Origin of the sequence: Fictibacillus barbaricus (assembly GCF_014635025.1) — a bacterium.
Taxonomy (GTDB): domain Bacteria; phylum Bacillota; class Bacilli; order Bacillales; family Fictibacillaceae; genus Fictibacillus; species Fictibacillus barbaricus.
The window spans coordinates 1,018,006-1,034,384 of record NZ_BMCE01000002.1 but is presented as its reverse complement, the minus strand read 5'-3'; the positions used below and the strand labels follow the sequence as shown (position 1 = coordinate 1,034,384).

Here is a 16,379-nt window from a genome sequence, read left to right as displayed (position 1 = left end):
GTCAGGAGCATAAAAATTGGAAAAGGGGGTTCTTCGCATTTTTTCTGTATCAAAGTGAGGTAATATAATATACTTTGTTCAAAGATAGGGTATTTTACACCTGTTATAAAACCGTTTTTCCTATTGTTTAGTCGACCAAAATCCCGACCAAAATCGGACCAAAATATTTTAAAAAGATAAGAAAAATTTTGAAAAGCAATATATCTAAAAAGCTGCAATAACAGCATTTTAGATATATTTTGAAAAGAAAAAAAAGGGTGAGATATGTTCCGTACACAAGTTCATCCTTGGGACCCCAGCCATATTATATCAACGTACCGATTTCGTGCCGATTCGGATTGAAAGACCTTAAAAAGCTTTGAAAAGGATATTTGAAAAACGTTGATATATCAACGTTTCTACAAATCTATGAAACACTAATGAAATCCTCAATTAATCAAGTTCGAGATGGAAGGTTAAATTTTATTTTTAGATTAGAATAAAGGTTAGTTTGAAACCTAAGCTTTTAATACACTCTTAACATATGAGGGTGTATTTATACAAGTGCAACCCTGACAAGATTGGTGTCAGGGTTTATTTATTGTATTAAACTAAGTAAAAAGACTTTTTCGGAGGATGAAATGAAGAAGGTAACGGCTGTACTATTAAAACATAATGGAAAGTTGCTAATCGCAAAAAGAGATGAACAAAGAGAATTAGGTAACCTATGGGAATTTCCAGGTGGTAAAATAGAAAAAGGGGAAACTGCTGAAGAATGTCTTACAAGAGAGATAAAAGAAGAGTTTCAAATAACGATTAAAGTTGAAGAGTATTATGACGAAAGTATTTATGAGTATGAATTTGGTACCATCCAATTGATTGTTTATTGGGCAAGTTGGATCAGTGGGGAAATTAATGCTACTGAGCATGAAGATTATAAATGGGTAACAATCGGAGAACTACATAACTTTAATTTTGCACCGGCTGATATTCCGATTGTTGAAAGACTTAGGAGGGAAGAAAATGAGTTTTCAGCATAATTTAAATCCATCTGATGTAATTACTCACAGGGAAATAATTGATACATTTGAAGTTTCAACATCAGGTGGAATGAGACGGTCAAAGAAGAATGGAACATTAGTATTAATATCTGATCACACCAATGGCTTATATGACGACAGATGGATTGAAGATGTTTTCCATTATACTGGTATGGGGCAAAAAGGGGATCAGAGTATAGATTTTGCACAAAACAAAACTTTAAACAATTCGGATAATTTGGGAGTTACAGTTTACCTATTTGAGGTTTTTAAGCCAAATAATTATATCTACCAGGGTGAAGTATATCTTGCAGGAGAACCATACCAAGAAACTCAACCTGATGCAGACGAAGTACCAAGGTTAGTTTGGGTGTTTCCATTAAAGTTAAAAGAAGGACAACAGGAACCATTAATTGATTCAGAGGATATTCTTTCAAGAGCAGTAACACAAGAAAAGAAAGTAAGGAAACTAATAGATGGGAAAGTTGCTGAAAGAGCTGCTTTTGCCCCAGAAAAACCTGGTTCACGGAATGTTGTATCAAAAGTTTATGAAAGAAATGCTTATATTTCTGAATTGGCAAAAAGAAGAGCAAAAGGTATATGCCAACTTTGCGAACAACCAGCTCCTTTTAAAGATAAGAAGGGAAATCCATATTTAGAAAACCATCATATTATTTGGTTAGCTAATGGGGGAGAGGACACAATTAAAAATACAGTAGCTTTATGCCCTAACTGTCATCGAAAAATGCATTCGTTAAATCTCATTAAAGATGTTGAAAAATTACAAGCAATTGCGAGACAAGAATATATAGTAACCACCTAGAAAAAAGGGTGGTTAGAAAAGGTGGGACTATTGGGATAATTATGGAGGCATATCATGAGTAATCGTAAAATATGGGAGGTTGACTTTGACGTAGTTGGTCCCATTTCTATTAAAAATAATATTAATTTTCGCCAAGAAAAGGGCTTTGATCAACACCAATTTTATAGTGATATAAGGCTAACAAAAAGCTCTTATGGTTTAAGAGCTACAATAACTGCATATGCAGATAATATAAATATTGCAGAAACTGTTGCATATGTTTACTTTGGGAGAATGAGGGATGTTCTTTCTTTAGAGAACGATATACCTATTCTACTTTATAAACATGAAGGAACATCTAATAATCAAAGAAGTTATGTGAGTCGAAGACTATTAAATAAATCAGATATTATAACAGCATTTAAAATGGCAAGAAAATTTGAGATTGATCAACCAAAACTATTAAGATCAATAGGCTGGTACTCAAAAGGAAAAATACCGCAAAATACATTTGATAAATTTCTTGCATTTTGGAATGTTTTGGAAATACTAGGGAAAGAATATCATACTGAAACGGAGAGAACTAAAGGCGAAAACAAAACTAAAAATAAAATATATCAATGTTTTTTAGATTATTTTGGGGAAATTGAGGGCTGGGATTTACCCGAAAAATGGATAGATGATATGTATGAAAAGAGAAATGAAATTGTTCATGGTGGAGAAGATACTACAATAGAGGCAATTAATGCTACTTCGAAGTTAATACCATTGTTAGAACAAACATCCAGAAAATTAATTGATAAAATAATAAATGCTAATTATGAGCGTAGAGAATTTATTCATCTTGATTTTTAAATAATTATATCAAGGACTAAGTTAAAATTATCTATACTGTATATATGTAACTCACCACTACCCATGTGTAGTGTGTTGTCACATATATTCTGGACATTTGGAGTAAGTGACTATATATAAAAGAAAAAACTTAGGAAACTATTTTCCTAAGTTTTCTCTTTTATTTTAGAATTTTCAATTTGTATAGTTATAGGGAGTAAAACATGGTAAAGTAATTCTACTTTTTTGGCTAAATTGATATTGATATTATTTATTTAAACAAATTAATTGGAGGGGAAATCTATGGCATATTGGATATTTCAAGGTAATCCTAAACATTTTCCTATTGATGATTATTTAAGAAACAACAGCATTATTAATTGGAGCGTACGACAAAAACATTACATAGACGAAATTCAGGTTGGGGATAAAGTATTTATTTGGCGTTCTGATGGAGGAGAGAAAAACACTGGCGGAATTGTAGCTTTGTGTGAAATTCATTCTAAGCCTTATACAGAAAAAGATGACATTAAAGTAGATTTAAGGCTTTTTGAATTCAGATTAAAGGAAGAAGAGGGCATGCTATTAAGATATAAATTAAAAGAATTGCCTGAAACTATGAATCTACAAATTTTTAAAATGACTCAAGGTACTAATTATCGTTTATTAGATGAAGAATTTAATCGATTAAAAAAATATTGGGATTCACCTAATCTTCTTATAGAGAAAACTCAACTTTCAAAGGTTGAAAGATTTTTAGGTATTTTTAAAGAAGAAGCAACTGAATGGTATAAGGAACGAGCAGACAATTTATATAAGACACATCATTTTTTTGAAGAATTTAAAAAACCAGAGCATCTTAAAAATATGAATTGGGAAGATGTTCAAGAATTAGGGGAACACATAAATTCTTATAGAATGGCAATTGCAAAAAAACGTGCACTTGGGAACATGAATGCACCAATTGAAAAATATCAAAAAAGTTTCTTTTATTTAGTACACGGGGAAGAGCCATTAGATATACGTATCCAAAATTTCTTAACGAATAAAAAATATCAATTATTTGGTTTTGGTATAAGCGTAGTAAGTGAGCTGGTTGGAAATGTTTTTCCGGAAAAGTACTGCTATTATAATCAAAGGGATAAAGTAGCTTTAGAAAACATTTTGGAATTGGTTCCTTCATATACGCGTGGTGACACTTTTGCGACAAAGTTCATGAAATTTCATGAGACATTAAAAGAAAACCAAATTGTTGAAAAATATCTAGAGATTGTAGGAAAGCAAACGGAACTCCCTATTTATTATGAGATTGATCAATTTTTTAGTTACATATTTGAGAATTTCGGAAAAAAGGGTAATCTAGTCTCTATTGAAAAAGACGAACAAAAATATTGGTTATTAAGTGCTGGCGAGGCAAATTTCCTATGGAATAATTTTTTAAAAAATGAGCAAATTTCAATTGGCTGGAAAGAGCTTGGGAATTTAAAGAAATATAGTAGTAAGCGTGAAATTACAGAGGCACTAAAGGAAATCAATCAACTGAATTATAACCCTAATAATGATGCGTTAGCTAATTATCAATTTTGTTTTGAAATGAAAGCTGGGGACTATGTATTTATTAAAAAAGGTAAAAAACAAATTATTGGTTATGGAAAAATCGTTTCGGACTATCAATTCGACCCAAATAAGGAATTTCATCATTCAATAAGAGATGTTGAATGGTTACAAATTGGAGAATGGGATGTAAGTTCTGAACCTTTAAGTACAAAAACATTAACAGATATTACTCCTTATCATGACTTCGTGGAAAGGTTACTAGAAATTGTTGTACCAAAAAATGAATCCTTTTATCAAATGCCAGATGATAATATTACTGGCAATGTAATAAAAGAGGACACTTTTGATGAAGAACAAATATTATCTGAGATCTTCATGAGTGGTAATGAAATACAAGATATATTAGAGACATTAGATTATAAAAATAACATTATACTCCAAGGACCACCTGGTGTAGGAAAGACTTTTTTAGCGAAGCGGCTTGCTTATCTACATATGGGAAGAAAAGGTGATGAAAATATCGAAATGATACAGTTTCATCAATCTTATTCCTATGAAGAGTTTATTAGAGGATATAAACCTAATGGAGAAGGAAATTTTATCCTGAAAGATGGAGTTTTTTATTCTTTTTCTAAAAAGGCTTGCGAAAGTCCTGAAGAAAACTTCTATATGATTATTGATGAAATTAATAGGGGTAACCTTTCCAAAATTTTTGGTGAGGTAATGATGCTTATCGAGGCGGATAAAAGAGGGAAAAAATACGCTGTTAAACTTGCATATAGTGAAGGAGAAGAAAGCTTTTATATTCCTAAAAATTTATTTTTGATCGGTACAATGAACACAGCGGATCGTTCTCTTGCCTTAGTTGATTATGCCTTGCGAAGAAGGTTTTCATTTATTTCAATAGAGCCAGGATTCCATACTGTATCTTTTAAAGAATATCTAGAAAACAAAGGAATCAGTAAAGGTTTTATTGAAAAATTAGTAGCTTCTGTAACGGACATAAATCAGGAAATTATTAATGACACCGTTCATTTAGGAAAAGGATACGAAATTGGACATAGTTATTTTTGTCCGAATGTTGAAAAAGTGGAAGATGAACAAAATTGGTATGATCGGATCATTAGATTGGAAATTGCTCCTTTGTTAAGAGAGTATTGGTTTGATCAGGAGGAAAAGGTAAATGAACTCCTTGCCAGACTCCAGTAAGATTCCTATTAAAAACATATATTATATGCTTTGTTATGCTTGGGGACATCTTTTAGAAAAAGGATATACAGATGTACTAAATAATGATGATAAGGATATAAATAATTTACTAACAAGAATTTTGTTAAGTAAGTTAAAAACTTTAATTAAACGTGGGTTTTATAAAGAGTATAAAAAATATGATGATGAAGCATCGTTATTAAGAGGGAAATTTCTTTTTAAAGAGTCTATCAATTCTCTTTCATTTTTAAGAGGAAAAATGAAATTTGTTTATGAAGATATGAGTCATGACATATTGCACAATCAAATCATTAAAACAATCCTCTATCAGTTAGGGAAATCAGAAAAACTAGATAATAATCTTAAATTTGAATTATTTAAGATAGTACCTTTTTTTGAAAGTATTCAGTTAATAAAATTGAATAGTTCGGTGTTTGATCAAATTAATTATCATAGGAATAATCATCACTACAGATTTGTTTTAGATATTTGCCGTTTTTTATTTGAATCCTTGCTGGTACATGAAAATGGTGATAATGGTAAGTTTATAGAATTTGATCGTAACCCAAGAGCTATGGCTTATTTATTTGAGGAGTTTGTGAGAAGTTTTTATAGAAACGAATTAAAAGGCCATAGAGTGTTTAGAGAGAATATTTATTGGGATGCATTAGGTGAAAATTTAGAATACCTACCATTAATGCAAACAGATATTTCAATTGAAAGCGATACAGAGAAAATCATAATGGATACGAAATATTATCAAAATAGTTTAACTGCTAACTATGGTTCGCAAAAGCTTATTAGCGGCAATTTGTATCAGCTTTTTGCATACTTAAACAATCACAAAAAAGCCCAAGGGAAAAGAATAAGTGGGGTATTGCTTTATCCACAAGGGGATCAAGTATTAAATTTATCTTATACAATTATGGGATATCCTTTAAAGGTTGTTACAGTGGATTTAAATTCTGATTGGAAAAGTATCCATAAAAGATTAGTAGAGATAGTTTGTGGGAATTGAATTATGAAAATGAACCTGTACTATTTTAATCTCTTGCTTGTTTAATAATGGTGGTGATTTGAATGGATACATTCAAGTTGTTTTCATGGAACGTACGTCAAGGCGGCGGAAAGAGAATAGAACGGCAATTAAATGAAATAAAAGTTATTAATCCGGATATTATTGCTCTTCAGGAGATGACGATCCATGGAATTAGTAAATATAGAGCTGAACAAAAAAACTTAGGATATCATTATGTTATAGATACTTTTGAGTTATTTCAGGGATCAACAGAATTAAATGGTCCCCGCAAATACGGATTGTTGATAGCTTGCAAATGGCCTTTGCGTATTCTTGCCCCCTTTGATATACCGTGGAAGGAAAAAGTATTAGGAGCACTTATAGAGAGTCCATTTGGGTTAATTGAAATATACAATGTGCATATTCCACCAGGTTCATCTAATGGATGGATAAAAATTGATACATTCGAAGGGATATATGATTCCTTATCTACTGTTTGTAATCATCACAGAATCTTATGTGGTGATTTCAATTCTCCTCAATTAGAAACAAATAATGGAACCATAATAACCTGGGGTCAAAGGATGGCTAAAGATGAAACATGGCGAATACCTAAATGGGGAGAACGGTGGGATAAAGGAGAAAGGAATGTTCTTGAAGGTTTATCTGAGTTTGATTTAAATGACGTATTTCGTTTACTTTATGGATTTTCAAAACAGGAATACAGTTTCTTTTTAAAAAACCGTTCTAACGTATATCCTAGGCGATTTGATCATTGTTTTGCATCTAGCAGTCTTAATCCAGTGGAATTTAATTATTTACATGAGCTTCGTGAAAATAAATTAAGCGATCATTCAGCAGTTGAGGTGTTGTTTCAACCGACTATCCATAAAAAATAAGAGAGTATAACAAACAAAACCAAACCTTAACTCAGGTTTGGTTTTTAAAATTTTTTTATCTAACGTAAAACTCAGGCGGTTCGATTCCCAGTAATCGTAAATTGGTATATCCTTGTCCTCTATGATGGATTTCATTTTCCAGGGCGTATTGCAGTCTTGCGAAGTGGCTCTGCTCTGGTCCGAAAAAGGAATCCTTCACCACGATTTCAAGTCTTTCGTCACTCATTTCCGCCCACATTTTTCTAGTCTCTTCACGGATCTCGTTACTTACTTTAATTAGATCTTCTTTTGTTGAAACCCCTTCAAACAGGTCTTGATACTCCCATTTGTCGAGTGCGATCCCTTGCATATAGCCGTTCTCGATGTTCATGATTTCCTTTACCATTTCTGCAAAAGGACGCAGCTTCTCATCTGGTGTATAGTTAAATAATTTGTCTTCTGGAAAAGCTTCCACCACCCGCATCGTTAATCTTCTGTTTCCTTCCAGGATCTCAAAGAAATCGTTCTTTGTTAAAAACATACCTGCACACTCCTTTTCGTTTTTTCCTCTATTAAGAAGTTCAACTGAAAGGGGTAAAGTCCTTTTATTTTCGTTTATTAAAATAGGTTAACAAAAAATGAAGAGCGAAACAGGTACTTTTTGTTAAAACTTTACATATAATTCAATAAGTGGTATGGTTAGTTACATGAGTAACCAACCAATTAACTAACAGGCAAAGGAAGTTGCTAATGAAACCCACAATTGATGATTCGCAGCCGATTTTTCAACAGATATCCAGTCTGATCATGGATGAGATCATCGATGGCAGGCTGAAGGAAGGGGAACAAGTCCCTTCTACAAACGAACTATCCCGTTTTTACAACATCAACCCGGCAACGGCTAGAAAGGGGCTGCAGACTTTAGCAGACAAAGGCATTATTTTTAAACAGAGAGGTGTTGGCATGTTCGTATCAGAAGGAGCGAAAGAGAAGCTATTAACGGAACGGAAGCAGCAGTTTTATGAAGAATACGTTTCGCCTTTGCTTCAAGAAGCAAAAAGAATACATCTTAACGAGGACATGGTCATTGATCTAATCAAAGGAAAAATGAGTTCAAATTAAGGGGAGAAAAAAATGATAGACGTAAAGAATGTGACGTACAGTTACAATCGGACACCCGTCCTAAACGGGCTGAATTTACATGAAGCAGAGCCCGTCATTACCGGCTTATGGGGAAGAAACGGTGCCGGAAAGACAACGTTAATGAGCCTGCTTGCGGGCCACTTTAAACCGAATTCCGGGGAAATCCACGTATTGGGGCAGGATCCTTATAATAACTTAAACGCGCTTGAAAACATTTGCTATATTCAGGAAAATCATCCGTTCGGCCAACATTGGAAAATGACAGATGTACTGGAGTTCGGCCGTTATTTTCATAAGGACTGGGATCAGAATCTAGCCGAGCACTTAACCGATCTGTTCGAACTTCCGAAAAAGAAAAAAATCACGAAGTTCTCAAAAGGAATGAGAACGGCCGCGCAGATTATTCTTGGGCTCGCGAGCAATGCGAAGATCACGATCCTGGATGAGCCGACGAATGGACTAGATGCGGTAAAGCGTAAGCAGTTTTATGATGCGCTATTAACGAGCTATGAAGACAATCCCCGATACTTTCTGATCTCCACGCATCATATTGAAGAGATCCAGCCGTTATGTGAATCACTGGTGGTTGTTCATGATGGACACATTTTGCTTCAGGAACAAATGGATGAGATACGAGGTAGAGGTATCATTTTATCTGGAGAAGTAAGCAGCGTAGAAAAAGCTACCGAAAACGAACGAGTACTCGAAACGGTCAAGATGCGGTCTACCGTGAGAGTCATGATCGATGAAGTGTTTTCGCCAGAATGGAAAACGATCGCGACTGATCAAAATCTGGCTATAGAACAAGCAAGCTTACAGGATTATTTGATCAATCTGACAACGAATAAGAAAGGAGTACAACTATGAGTGCTGTGAATGGAACATATAAGCTCGTATTCAATGATATGAGATGGTTTTTAATCCTTTTTTCTTGTATTACGCTGGCCGTGTCAGTGATCTACCTCTTGATCAGTATGATTTTTAATGTACCGGCTAACACGAACTCCTCGTTATTCGGTCCGATATATGGCGGAATCTGTGCATTTGCTTGTGCAGGATTGGTTCAGCCGTTCCAGGTGGCGATTGGCCTCGGCAGTACGAGGAAACAATTTTTAAAATCGTATTATGCCATGGCGGGCCTCATGGTGGTAGCGAGCATCACCTTTTTAAACGTGCTGTATTTCATTATGGATTTTCTATTGCAAAAAGGGATCAACAAGTTTAAATTCTTTCATCCCGGATATATGGAGTCTCAAGACTATCATTTCTTCACCTATTACTGGTTTGATCTAATGATCGGGTTTCTATTGATGGGTCTCACTGCATTGGTCACTGTCCTGATCCGCAGGATGGGAATTGTCAACTTTTTAATAGCAATCGTTCTGCTCGGTATGGCTCTAACCTTCATTTTAATACCTGGAAATGCCCCTTTGATCTTTGAATGGATCGTTGAGACAGATGTATTCTTATTTTTTACAACAATCGGGATCATCGGTATAGCCATGCTGCTGCTTACTTATCCGATGATGAAGGATGCTCCGTTAAAGATGAAGAGCAGTAAAAGGTAGGGAGACTTTAAAAAACGTTTATATACAACATAATACTTGCTTTTTAATGGATATATCTTTTTAAAAAAGAAGGAACCATCCCTTTTTAGTCGTATGTACATTAGGAAAAGGGGATGATTTCGTTGGAGAGAAGATCTTTAGTGGTATCGGCTTTGCCAGGATATGAGGAAGAAATCGGCAGATGGCTTTGGTGTTTAGAAGATGTTCGACGTACACTTCTTGCAGGCTTAACGGGAGTGGGCCGGGATATCCTTGATGCAAAAATATGTGAAAGACAGACGATTGGCTCGCAGTTATATCATATTGCCTTGATAGAGGCAGACTGGTTATACGAGGAAGTCCTTTGTACAGAATGGGATGCCGACATTCGCTCGTTGTTTCCATTAGATAGCCGTTCAGAAGATGGCTCAAACACTCACATTGAAGGTCAAAGTCTGGAAGAACATGTTTCCCGTCTGAAAAAGGTGCGTGAAGTCTTTCTGTCACACTTTCGTGCCATGGACCTAGCGGATTGGCGCAAGGTGAGAGTGCTGGAACAATATGACGTTACACCAGAGTGGGTGGTTTACCATTTGATCGAACACGAAGCACACCATAGAGGCCAGATTTTTCAGCTGCTTAGGGAATTACGAAATAATTAAAATTTTATAAAATGGAAGTAAGAAAACGAAGCAGATCCCAAAACGTGATAATAGAAGGTAGCTGACTATGACTAAATGTCCAATATGTAATGAAGAAAACAACTGTGTGAGTCGAAGGGAGAGAATCCAGAATATTGCTGGTGCATGAAGGTATTCATTCCACCACATCTTCTTGAAGAAATTTTTTCAAAAAGAGGTTGTTGTATTTGTAAGAACTGTATTAAAGAATATCATTTCAAAATGAATAAAGGGTTAATTGTGGTTCATTTCAAGTTGTCAGTGCCGCAGTTAGACTACATTGGAGCTATTGGGAGAAAAACTTAAAGATAGTCGGTAATCCATTTACAAAATAGATGCTGAGCAAGTGTTAATTTGTTTACACTTAAGTCAGCCTCGGCATTCCTTACTGTCTTCCCTCAGTCAAAGAAATAGACTCATATTTTTCAGGATCGAAATTATAAACAGATCCATTTGTTTCCCATTTATCCAGCGTGATCCCACCACTTCCTGCAAAGAAACAAACGGTAAAAGAATAGAAAATAGGGGATCGAGTAGAAATCATATAGGTTTTTGCTCGATTTTTTTAATTTTTCTATTTACATCTGGAAATTATAAACTAAAATAATTAAGTGCCTTAATAAATTCAACGGGGGATCATCATAGATGGGTCAGAAAAAAGAAAAAGAAGACAAAAAGGTTAAAAAGTATTTAATCATTATTGCCATATTCTATGCATTAGGAGTTTCTATCAAATGTATTTTTAGTTCTTGGTGGAATATTATCTTACTAGTTCTTATTTTATGTACTGCCGTATGGTGTTTTTATAGAAAAAGGAAAGAGCAAACGTTTAAGAGAGGTGCATTCCTTATTATCTTATTTGCCTTATTATTAACATGGAGAATAATACCTTGCGCATGGGATACACATTTAACAATCGTAGAAGAAACTCCAGAGGACCAAAAACAAAGTGAGTTAGAAGCAGCAGCAGCGCTGAAAAAGTTTGAAGAGGAACAAAAAAGAGTCCAAGAAGAGAGTGATAGATTGGCGGCAAAACGAGAAGCAGAAGAAAGAAATAAGCCACAACCTAAACCAGAGCTAAAGAAACCTGCAACACCACTTTACAACTTTGAAGAAGATAAAGATTGCAGAGACTTTAATAATTCAACTGAAGCCACATCTTTTATGAAAGCGTCTAAGGCAGCAGGTTTTGGAGATCATCGTTTAGATTATAATCACGATGGTATAGCTTGTAATTAATAGAACAAGACTAAATTGCCCTATATAATTGGGTGCTTTTTATGACATCCGCTTGGCAGATTTCAGGTACTTTCAGATAATGAAGAAAGCTTAAGGACATGATCCTTAAGCTTTTTTAATTCTTATCGAAAATTTTTATCTCATATAAAACTTCAGGTGGTTCGATTCAAAGTAGACGCAGATATGTATAGCCCTGATCCCTGTGATGGACCTCATTTTCCATCGCGTATTGAAGTCTAGCAAAATGACTTTGCTCAGGACAGAAGAAAGGGTCCGAGACTAAGTCTTTCCTCGTTCATTTCTTCCCACTTTTTCTTGTCTCTTCACGAATCTCATGACGTATTTTAATCAGATCTTCTTTTGTTGCAACCCCTTCAAACTCATCTTTATATTCCCATTTGTCCAGTGGGATTCCCTTCATATAGCCGTTTTCGATATTTGCGATTTTCTTCACCATTTCTGCAAACGGGCAAAGCTTTTCGTCAGGTGTATAATTGAATAATTTATCTTCTGGAGAAGCTTCTATCACACGCATCGTCAATCTTCTGATTCCTTCCAAAATCTAAAAGAAATCGTTCTTCGTCAGGAACATATTTTTACTCTCCTTCAGTTTATTTCCTTATAAGAAGTTCAACTGAAATCAAAGTCCTGTCAATCTTTGTTTTAAACTTTTATAAAGTACACTCAATAGATCCATGTTGACATTCTTATTTTTTTGAATTACAGTAAACCATATGGTTAACTATAAAAAAGATGATCTTGATCAAGTATTTTCAGTATTGGCGGATTCAACGAGAAGGGCCATCATCAAAGAGCTGTCTAAAGGCGAGAACACCGTCAAGAAGATGGCTGCTGCCTATGACATGTCTTTGCCGGGCTTTACGAAGCATTTGAAAATCATGGAGAATGCCGGGCTAGTCTCTTTTAGAAAGGTGGGAAAATATAAGTACTATTATCTTCAACCAAAAGGCATAGATTATGCGACAGAGTGGCTGAATGAATTAAGCTCGTATTGGAAGAGCCAGTTAACAAGCTTGGAAAAATATTTATTGGAAAACAAGGAGGAAGACAACGATGATCACGATGAATAGTGCACGAGATTTTACCCTTCAGTTAAATCACACGTATCCGGTTAAAAGAGAAAGAGTATTTAACGCATGGACGAAATCAGAACAACTGGAAAAATGGTGGGGACCAGAAGGATTTAAAACGACCATCGAAGAAATGAACGTTGAAGTGAACGGAAACTATAAATTCCACATGCATTCTCCAGACGGAGGAACACATGTATTGACGGATCAGTATAAGGAGATCGTTCCACATGAGAAGTTAGTCTTTACATGGAAATGGGAAAATAGAGATGTTGCGTTTCCGTCAACTACAGTAACGATAGATTTCCTGGAAAAAGGAGATTCCACTGAAGTGGTCGTGACACATACAGATCTTCCAAGCGAAGAAGCAGCGAACAACCATAACTTCGGCTTGACAAGCTCTTTAGAAGGCAGCTTGAAAATTTATTTAGAACAAAAGTAAACACAATTTGGAGGGGAAAGCAGTGTCCGCTGAGGAGAAATACAACCAAATTGCCGAACAGTTAAAAGTGACCGAGAATGCTTCTAAGGGCTCAATGTTCGGCGCTAAATGCATCAAAATCAACCGGAAAGTTTTTGCCATGTTCTTTAAAGACGAAATGGTATTCAAACTTCCACCGGAAAGACAGCAACAAGTACTTGCTTTAGAAGGTGTCCATCACTTTGAGCCGATGCCGGGCCGTCCAATGAAAGATTGGATTTCCGTTCCGCATCAAGGGCAGTGGGAAGAGTTGGCTCTTGAGGCGTTGAACTTTATAAAAGTTAATGCATAACCAAATTATTAAAACCAAGGGGAGAATAAAACATGAACGAAAAAATGATCTTTGACCAATTGGAATTTGCACGGAACATTACATTTAAGGTGGCAGAGGGGATTACAGAAGAAAACGCGGATCTTATCCCGGATGGATTTCCAAACTCTCTTCGCTGGCAGCTGGGCCATATCTATACATCAGTCGAGGGAATCGTTTTTCACTTTGCCAATGAAACAAAGAACCTGCCACGAAACTATGGAGAGCTTTTCAATACGGGGACTAAACCAGTTGACTGGAATACAACACCGCCTACGATTGAGGAAATCAAATCCTTGCTTTCCGAGCAAGTGAAGCGTGTTCGCGAAACGTTTGAAGGACGTTTGGATGAAAAGATTGCAAATCCATTACCGATAGGACCACTTAAGTTAGAAACGATCGGTGAACTAATCTCTTTTGCTTCCTTCCACGAGAGTGAACACATTGGTATTATCAAAACGATGAACCATGCCGTTAAATCATCAGTAGGTACAAAATAAATTTTAGAAGGAAGAGGTGGATTTGATTGTCAAAGGATTTTCACTATACGTTAAGGCTGCCTGTTTCCGCAAAAAAACTGTATGAAGCGATTGCCACAGAAGATGGCGTAAGAAGGTGGTGGACGCAGTTCGCTGATGTTGGACAGGAAACAGGAAGCATAGCCGAGTTTCGTTTCCCAATGGCCGGTTTCTATGTAAAAGCCGAGATCCAATCGTTAATCCCTTCTAAGCTCGTCGAATGGAAAGTGATCGATTCTATGCATCCTGAAAAAAGCGGGTTCTCGAACCTGCGGGATTGGGAAGGAACAGTGATCCGTTTTGATATCGAAGACGTTTCAGAGAATGAGTCGGTAGTTCACTTTACCCATCAAGGGCTGACGAAAGAACTGGAATGCTATCAAGTTTGTGAGAATGGATGGTTCACTTATCTTTCTAGTTTAAAGGAGCTTCTTGTGAACGGGCAGGGAAAACCTTATATGGACGATATTGAAAGCGAATCGTTAATGAAGTAGAAAAGAAGAAGCATTTCATCTAAGTGATGGAATGCTTTTTAATATGGATTACAATTCATACTGTTTTAACAGCTCATTTACTTTTTCTTTCGTCCGCTGGATCAGTTCCTCAGGCTTTAAGATTCGGGCTTCCTTATGATAGGACAAAAAGAATTCTGCCATAAAGTCGGTATCCTGTTTGGTGAACGTGCCTGATACGTATCCCGTTCCGTCATCTCTTTTGTTCAACACCAAAACTGGCCAGCTGACAGACTTAAATCGTTCAACACCACGCGCTGTTAACTCCACATGAATGTCATACGTCTCTTTGTTTTCGTTAAGGATCGAAAAACGGTTCTTTAAGTGAATGTGAGAAAGGTCGATGGGCTCGATCTTGTCATTGATCTCCACTCTTTTGATCCGGTCGCACCGGAAGACACGGTAATCCTGGCTTACGAAACAATAAGAAGGGCAGTACCAGTTGCCTTCTTGGGCATAGATGCCGATCGGCTGTATATTTCGCTCACTTTTCTTCGTTTTTGATTCATATTGAATGGTGATCACGTCCTGATGGATGGCGGCCTCCAGCAGCTCTTTTAAATGCGGGATGACTTCCTGCTGGGCAGTAGTCATAAAATCAACGCGGTCTTTCATGTGATCGATCGTATCCCTGATGCTGCCGGTCAGGTTTAAATAAAACTTCTTTTTGATCGATTCGTACTCCGCGTCAAAAGGAACGGAAATATACTGTCTTAAGGCGTGAAGGACAAAAAAGATCGCAGCTGCCTCGTCCTCGCTGAAGGCGATCGGAGGGAGGATCCTTTCCTTCAAAACTTGGTATCCCCCGTGCGGCCCGACCTCTGAATACAGGGGTACCCCCATCTCGCTCAACTCCTGGAGGTCACGCAAGATGGTTCTTCTGGACACTTGAAACTCCTGTGCCAATTCCGCAACCGTAAACCGCCTCTTCCGGTTCACCATCATAATCATTTCATTTAACCGTTTCGCTTTAGACATTCGTGTTCCTCCGAATTTTTTAACAGTGACATGTTATGTCACTATTATACGCTACACTGAAAATAAGATAAATGATGAGGAATAAATCATTTATTACAAAAAAGTGAGGAGAGGATTCAGAATGTCATTGCAGTTAAGTCCCTATCTTTTAATGAATGGAAAGGCAGAGGAAGCGATCCGCTATTACGAGAAAGTGCTTGGTGCTGAATTGCTGTTCAAGCAAACGATCGGGGAAGGTCCAGAAGAAGAACGTGTAAAGTTTAAGGAATCGGAACAAAAATATCTCGCACATGCTGTGATCCAGATCGGTGATACAAAAGTCATGCTTGCCGATCTGTTTCTGGAGCTCCCATTCCAGCAAGGCAACCAAGTCTCTATCTGTATAACAACACAGACCAAAGAGGAAGCACAACAGATCTACGGAAAATTGGCTGAAGAAGGGGAAGTGATCATTGAACTGGAGGAAGTGTATTTCAGCCCGGCGTATGGCATGGTGAAGGATAAGTTTGGGGTAATGTTTCAAATTTTTACCGCCAGAAATCAATAATAGAAAAAAGCTTATG

21 protein-coding genes are annotated in these 16,379 nt (G+C 36.3%); 18 read left to right on the top strand and 3 right to left on the bottom strand.

Features of this window, described 5'->3' with window-relative positions:
- The first annotated feature begins 620 nt into the window (after nt 1-620).
- From mutT to IEV52_RS14750, 6 genes are all read left to right on the top strand, one after another.
- Nucleotides 621-1,019, top strand: a complete 399-nt coding sequence (gene mutT, locus IEV52_RS14775) for an 8-oxo-dGTP diphosphatase MutT (protein ID WP_188403273.1) — start codon at nt 621-623, stop codon at nt 1,017-1,019.
- Nucleotides 1,003-1,842, top strand: coding sequence for an HNH endonuclease (locus IEV52_RS14770; RefSeq protein ID WP_188403272.1), 840 nt, complete (start codon nt 1,003-1,005; stop codon nt 1,840-1,842). Before mutT ends, IEV52_RS14770 begins: the two co-directional genes overlap by 17 nt.
- A gap of 54 nt (nt 1,843-1,896) precedes the next feature.
- Nucleotides 1,897-2,676 carry a methylamine utilization protein MauJ gene (locus IEV52_RS14765; protein WP_188403271.1) on the top strand — a complete coding sequence of 260 codons (780 nt, stop codon included), beginning with the start codon at nt 1,897-1,899 and terminating at the stop codon, nt 2,674-2,676.
- 282 nt (nt 2,677-2,958) lie between these two features.
- A complete protein-coding gene (locus tag IEV52_RS14760) occupies nt 2,959-5,421 on the top strand; it encodes an AAA family ATPase (protein ID WP_188403270.1) in 2,463 nt (820 codons plus the stop codon).
- Nucleotides 5,396-6,439 (top strand): 5-methylcytosine restriction system specificity protein McrC, encoded by a 1,044-nt coding sequence (locus tag IEV52_RS14755; RefSeq protein WP_188403269.1) that lies wholly within the window; start codon nt 5,396-5,398, stop codon nt 6,437-6,439. The genes IEV52_RS14760 and IEV52_RS14755 overlap by 26 nt, the downstream gene beginning before the upstream one ends.
- A gap of 62 nt (nt 6,440-6,501) precedes the next feature.
- Complete coding sequence (locus IEV52_RS14750; RefSeq protein ID WP_188403268.1) at nt 6,502-7,338, top strand: endonuclease/exonuclease/phosphatase family protein; 837 nt, start codon at nt 6,502-6,504, stop codon at nt 7,336-7,338.
- Nucleotides 7,339-7,393: 55 nt separating this feature from the next.
- On the opposite strand, the gene IEV52_RS14745 is transcribed toward IEV52_RS14750, so the two are convergent.
- Nucleotides 7,394-7,858, bottom strand: coding sequence for a DinB family protein (locus IEV52_RS14745; protein WP_188403267.1), 465 nt, complete (start codon nt 7,856-7,858; stop codon nt 7,394-7,396).
- A 209-nt stretch (nt 7,859-8,067) separates the two neighbouring features.
- Between IEV52_RS14745 and IEV52_RS14740 the strand changes: the two genes are divergently transcribed.
- From IEV52_RS14740 to IEV52_RS22365, 6 genes are all read left to right on the top strand, one after another.
- On the top strand, nt 8,068-8,439 hold the full coding sequence (locus tag IEV52_RS14740; protein WP_188403266.1) for a GntR family transcriptional regulator: 372 nt from the start codon (nt 8,068-8,070) through the stop codon (nt 8,437-8,439).
- 12 nt (nt 8,440-8,451) lie between these two features.
- Nucleotides 8,452-9,327 carry an ATP-binding cassette domain-containing protein gene (locus IEV52_RS14735; RefSeq protein WP_188403265.1) on the top strand — a complete coding sequence of 292 codons (876 nt, stop codon included), beginning with the start codon at nt 8,452-8,454 and terminating at the stop codon, nt 9,325-9,327.
- A complete protein-coding gene (locus tag IEV52_RS14730) occupies nt 9,324-10,028 on the top strand; it encodes a hypothetical protein (RefSeq protein WP_188403264.1) in 705 nt (234 codons plus the stop codon). Before IEV52_RS14735 ends, IEV52_RS14730 begins: the two co-directional genes overlap by 4 nt.
- 122 nt (nt 10,029-10,150) lie before the next feature.
- Nucleotides 10,151-10,669, top strand: a complete 519-nt coding sequence (locus IEV52_RS14725; RefSeq protein WP_188403263.1) for a DinB family protein — start codon at nt 10,151-10,153, stop codon at nt 10,667-10,669.
- Nucleotides 10,670-10,771: 102 nt separating this feature from the next.
- Nucleotides 10,772-10,993, top strand: a complete 222-nt coding sequence (locus IEV52_RS22805; protein WP_373869438.1) for a cysteine-rich CWC family protein — start codon at nt 10,772-10,774, stop codon at nt 10,991-10,993.
- Nucleotides 10,994-11,332: 339 nt separating this feature from the next.
- Nucleotides 11,333-11,926, top strand: coding sequence for an excalibur calcium-binding domain-containing protein (locus IEV52_RS22365; protein ID WP_229754304.1), 594 nt, complete (start codon nt 11,333-11,335; stop codon nt 11,924-11,926).
- A 295-nt stretch (nt 11,927-12,221) separates the two neighbouring features.
- Here IEV52_RS22365 and IEV52_RS22360 read toward each other — a convergent pair whose 3' ends face one another.
- Nucleotides 12,222-12,485, bottom strand: coding sequence for a hypothetical protein (locus IEV52_RS22360; RefSeq protein WP_229754303.1), 264 nt, complete (start codon nt 12,483-12,485; stop codon nt 12,222-12,224).
- Between the two features lie 175 nt (nt 12,486-12,660).
- Here IEV52_RS22360 and IEV52_RS14705 point away from each other — a divergent pair, with 175 nt between their 5' ends.
- Genes IEV52_RS14705 through IEV52_RS14685 form a run of 5 tightly spaced genes read left to right on the top strand, consistent with a single transcriptional unit; the run spans nt 12,661 to nt 14,820 of the window.
- Nucleotides 12,661-13,017, top strand: coding sequence for an ArsR/SmtB family transcription factor (locus IEV52_RS14705; RefSeq protein WP_188403261.1), 357 nt, complete (start codon nt 12,661-12,663; stop codon nt 13,015-13,017).
- A complete protein-coding gene (locus IEV52_RS14700) occupies nt 13,001-13,459 on the top strand; it encodes an SRPBCC family protein (protein WP_188403260.1) in 459 nt (152 codons plus the stop codon). Before IEV52_RS14705 ends, IEV52_RS14700 begins: the two co-directional genes overlap by 17 nt.
- A gap of 22 nt (nt 13,460-13,481) precedes the next feature.
- The gene (locus IEV52_RS14695; protein WP_188403259.1) at nt 13,482-13,790 is read left to right on the top strand and encodes a TfoX/Sxy family protein; all 309 of its coding nucleotides are present in this window, start codon (nt 13,482-13,484) and stop codon (nt 13,788-13,790) included.
- 32 nt (nt 13,791-13,822) lie between these two features.
- Nucleotides 13,823-14,308 carry a DinB family protein gene (locus IEV52_RS14690; protein ID WP_188403258.1) on the top strand — a complete coding sequence of 162 codons (486 nt, stop codon included), beginning with the start codon at nt 13,823-13,825 and terminating at the stop codon, nt 14,306-14,308.
- A 26-nt stretch (nt 14,309-14,334) separates the two neighbouring features.
- Nucleotides 14,335-14,820: an SRPBCC family protein gene (locus IEV52_RS14685; RefSeq protein WP_188403257.1), complete on the top strand. Its 486-nt coding sequence runs from the start codon at nt 14,335-14,337 to the stop codon at nt 14,818-14,820.
- 48 nt (nt 14,821-14,868) lie between these two features.
- Here IEV52_RS14685 and IEV52_RS14680 read toward each other — a convergent pair whose 3' ends face one another.
- Nucleotides 14,869-15,816: a helix-turn-helix transcriptional regulator gene (locus IEV52_RS14680; RefSeq protein WP_188403256.1), complete on the bottom strand. Its 948-nt coding sequence runs from the start codon at nt 15,814-15,816 to the stop codon at nt 14,869-14,871.
- 121 nt (nt 15,817-15,937) lie between these two features.
- Here IEV52_RS14680 and IEV52_RS14675 point away from each other — a divergent pair, with 121 nt between their 5' ends.
- Entirely contained in the window at nt 15,938-16,363 is a 426-nt protein-coding gene (locus IEV52_RS14675; protein WP_188403255.1) for a VOC family protein, read from the top strand.
- Nucleotides 16,364-16,379 lie beyond the last annotated feature (16 nt).

Bases quoted from the DNA above. Each gene is read 5' to 3' on its own strand.
- mutT (WP_188403273.1), top strand. From the start codon at position 621: ATGAAGAAGGTAACGGCTGTACTATTAAAACATAATGGAAAGTTGCTA.
- IEV52_RS14770 (WP_188403272.1), top strand. From the start codon at position 1,003: ATGAGTTTTCAGCATAATTTAAATCCATCTGATGTAATTACTCACAGG.
- IEV52_RS14765 (WP_188403271.1), top strand. From the start codon at position 1,897: ATGAGTAATCGTAAAATATGGGAGGTTGACTTTGACGTAGTTGGTCCC.
- IEV52_RS14760 (WP_188403270.1), top strand. From the start codon at position 2,959: ATGGCATATTGGATATTTCAAGGTAATCCTAAACATTTTCCTATTGAT.
- IEV52_RS14755 (WP_188403269.1), top strand. From the start codon at position 5,396: ATGAACTCCTTGCCAGACTCCAGTAAGATTCCTATTAAAAACATATAT.
- IEV52_RS14750 (WP_188403268.1), top strand. From the start codon at position 6,502: ATGGATACATTCAAGTTGTTTTCATGGAACGTACGTCAAGGCGGCGGA.
- IEV52_RS14745 (WP_188403267.1), bottom strand. From the start codon at position 7,858: ATGTTTTTAACAAAGAACGATTTCTTTGAGATCCTGGAAGGAAACAGA.
- IEV52_RS14740 (WP_188403266.1), top strand. From the start codon at position 8,068: ATGAAACCCACAATTGATGATTCGCAGCCGATTTTTCAACAGATATCC.
- IEV52_RS14735 (WP_188403265.1), top strand. From the start codon at position 8,452: ATGATAGACGTAAAGAATGTGACGTACAGTTACAATCGGACACCCGTC.
- IEV52_RS14730 (WP_188403264.1), top strand. From the start codon at position 9,324: ATGAGTGCTGTGAATGGAACATATAAGCTCGTATTCAATGATATGAGA.
- IEV52_RS22365 (WP_229754304.1), top strand. From the start codon at position 11,333: ATGGGTCAGAAAAAAGAAAAAGAAGACAAAAAGGTTAAAAAGTATTTA.
- IEV52_RS14705 (WP_188403261.1), top strand. From the start codon at position 12,661: ATGGTTAACTATAAAAAAGATGATCTTGATCAAGTATTTTCAGTATTG.
- IEV52_RS14700 (WP_188403260.1), top strand. From the start codon at position 13,001: ATGATCACGATGAATAGTGCACGAGATTTTACCCTTCAGTTAAATCAC.
- IEV52_RS14690 (WP_188403258.1), top strand. From the start codon at position 13,823: ATGAACGAAAAAATGATCTTTGACCAATTGGAATTTGCACGGAACATT.
- IEV52_RS14680 (WP_188403256.1), bottom strand. From the start codon at position 15,816: ATGTCTAAAGCGAAACGGTTAAATGAAATGATTATGATGGTGAACCGG.
- IEV52_RS14675 (WP_188403255.1), top strand. From the start codon at position 15,938: ATGTCATTGCAGTTAAGTCCCTATCTTTTAATGAATGGAAAGGCAGAG.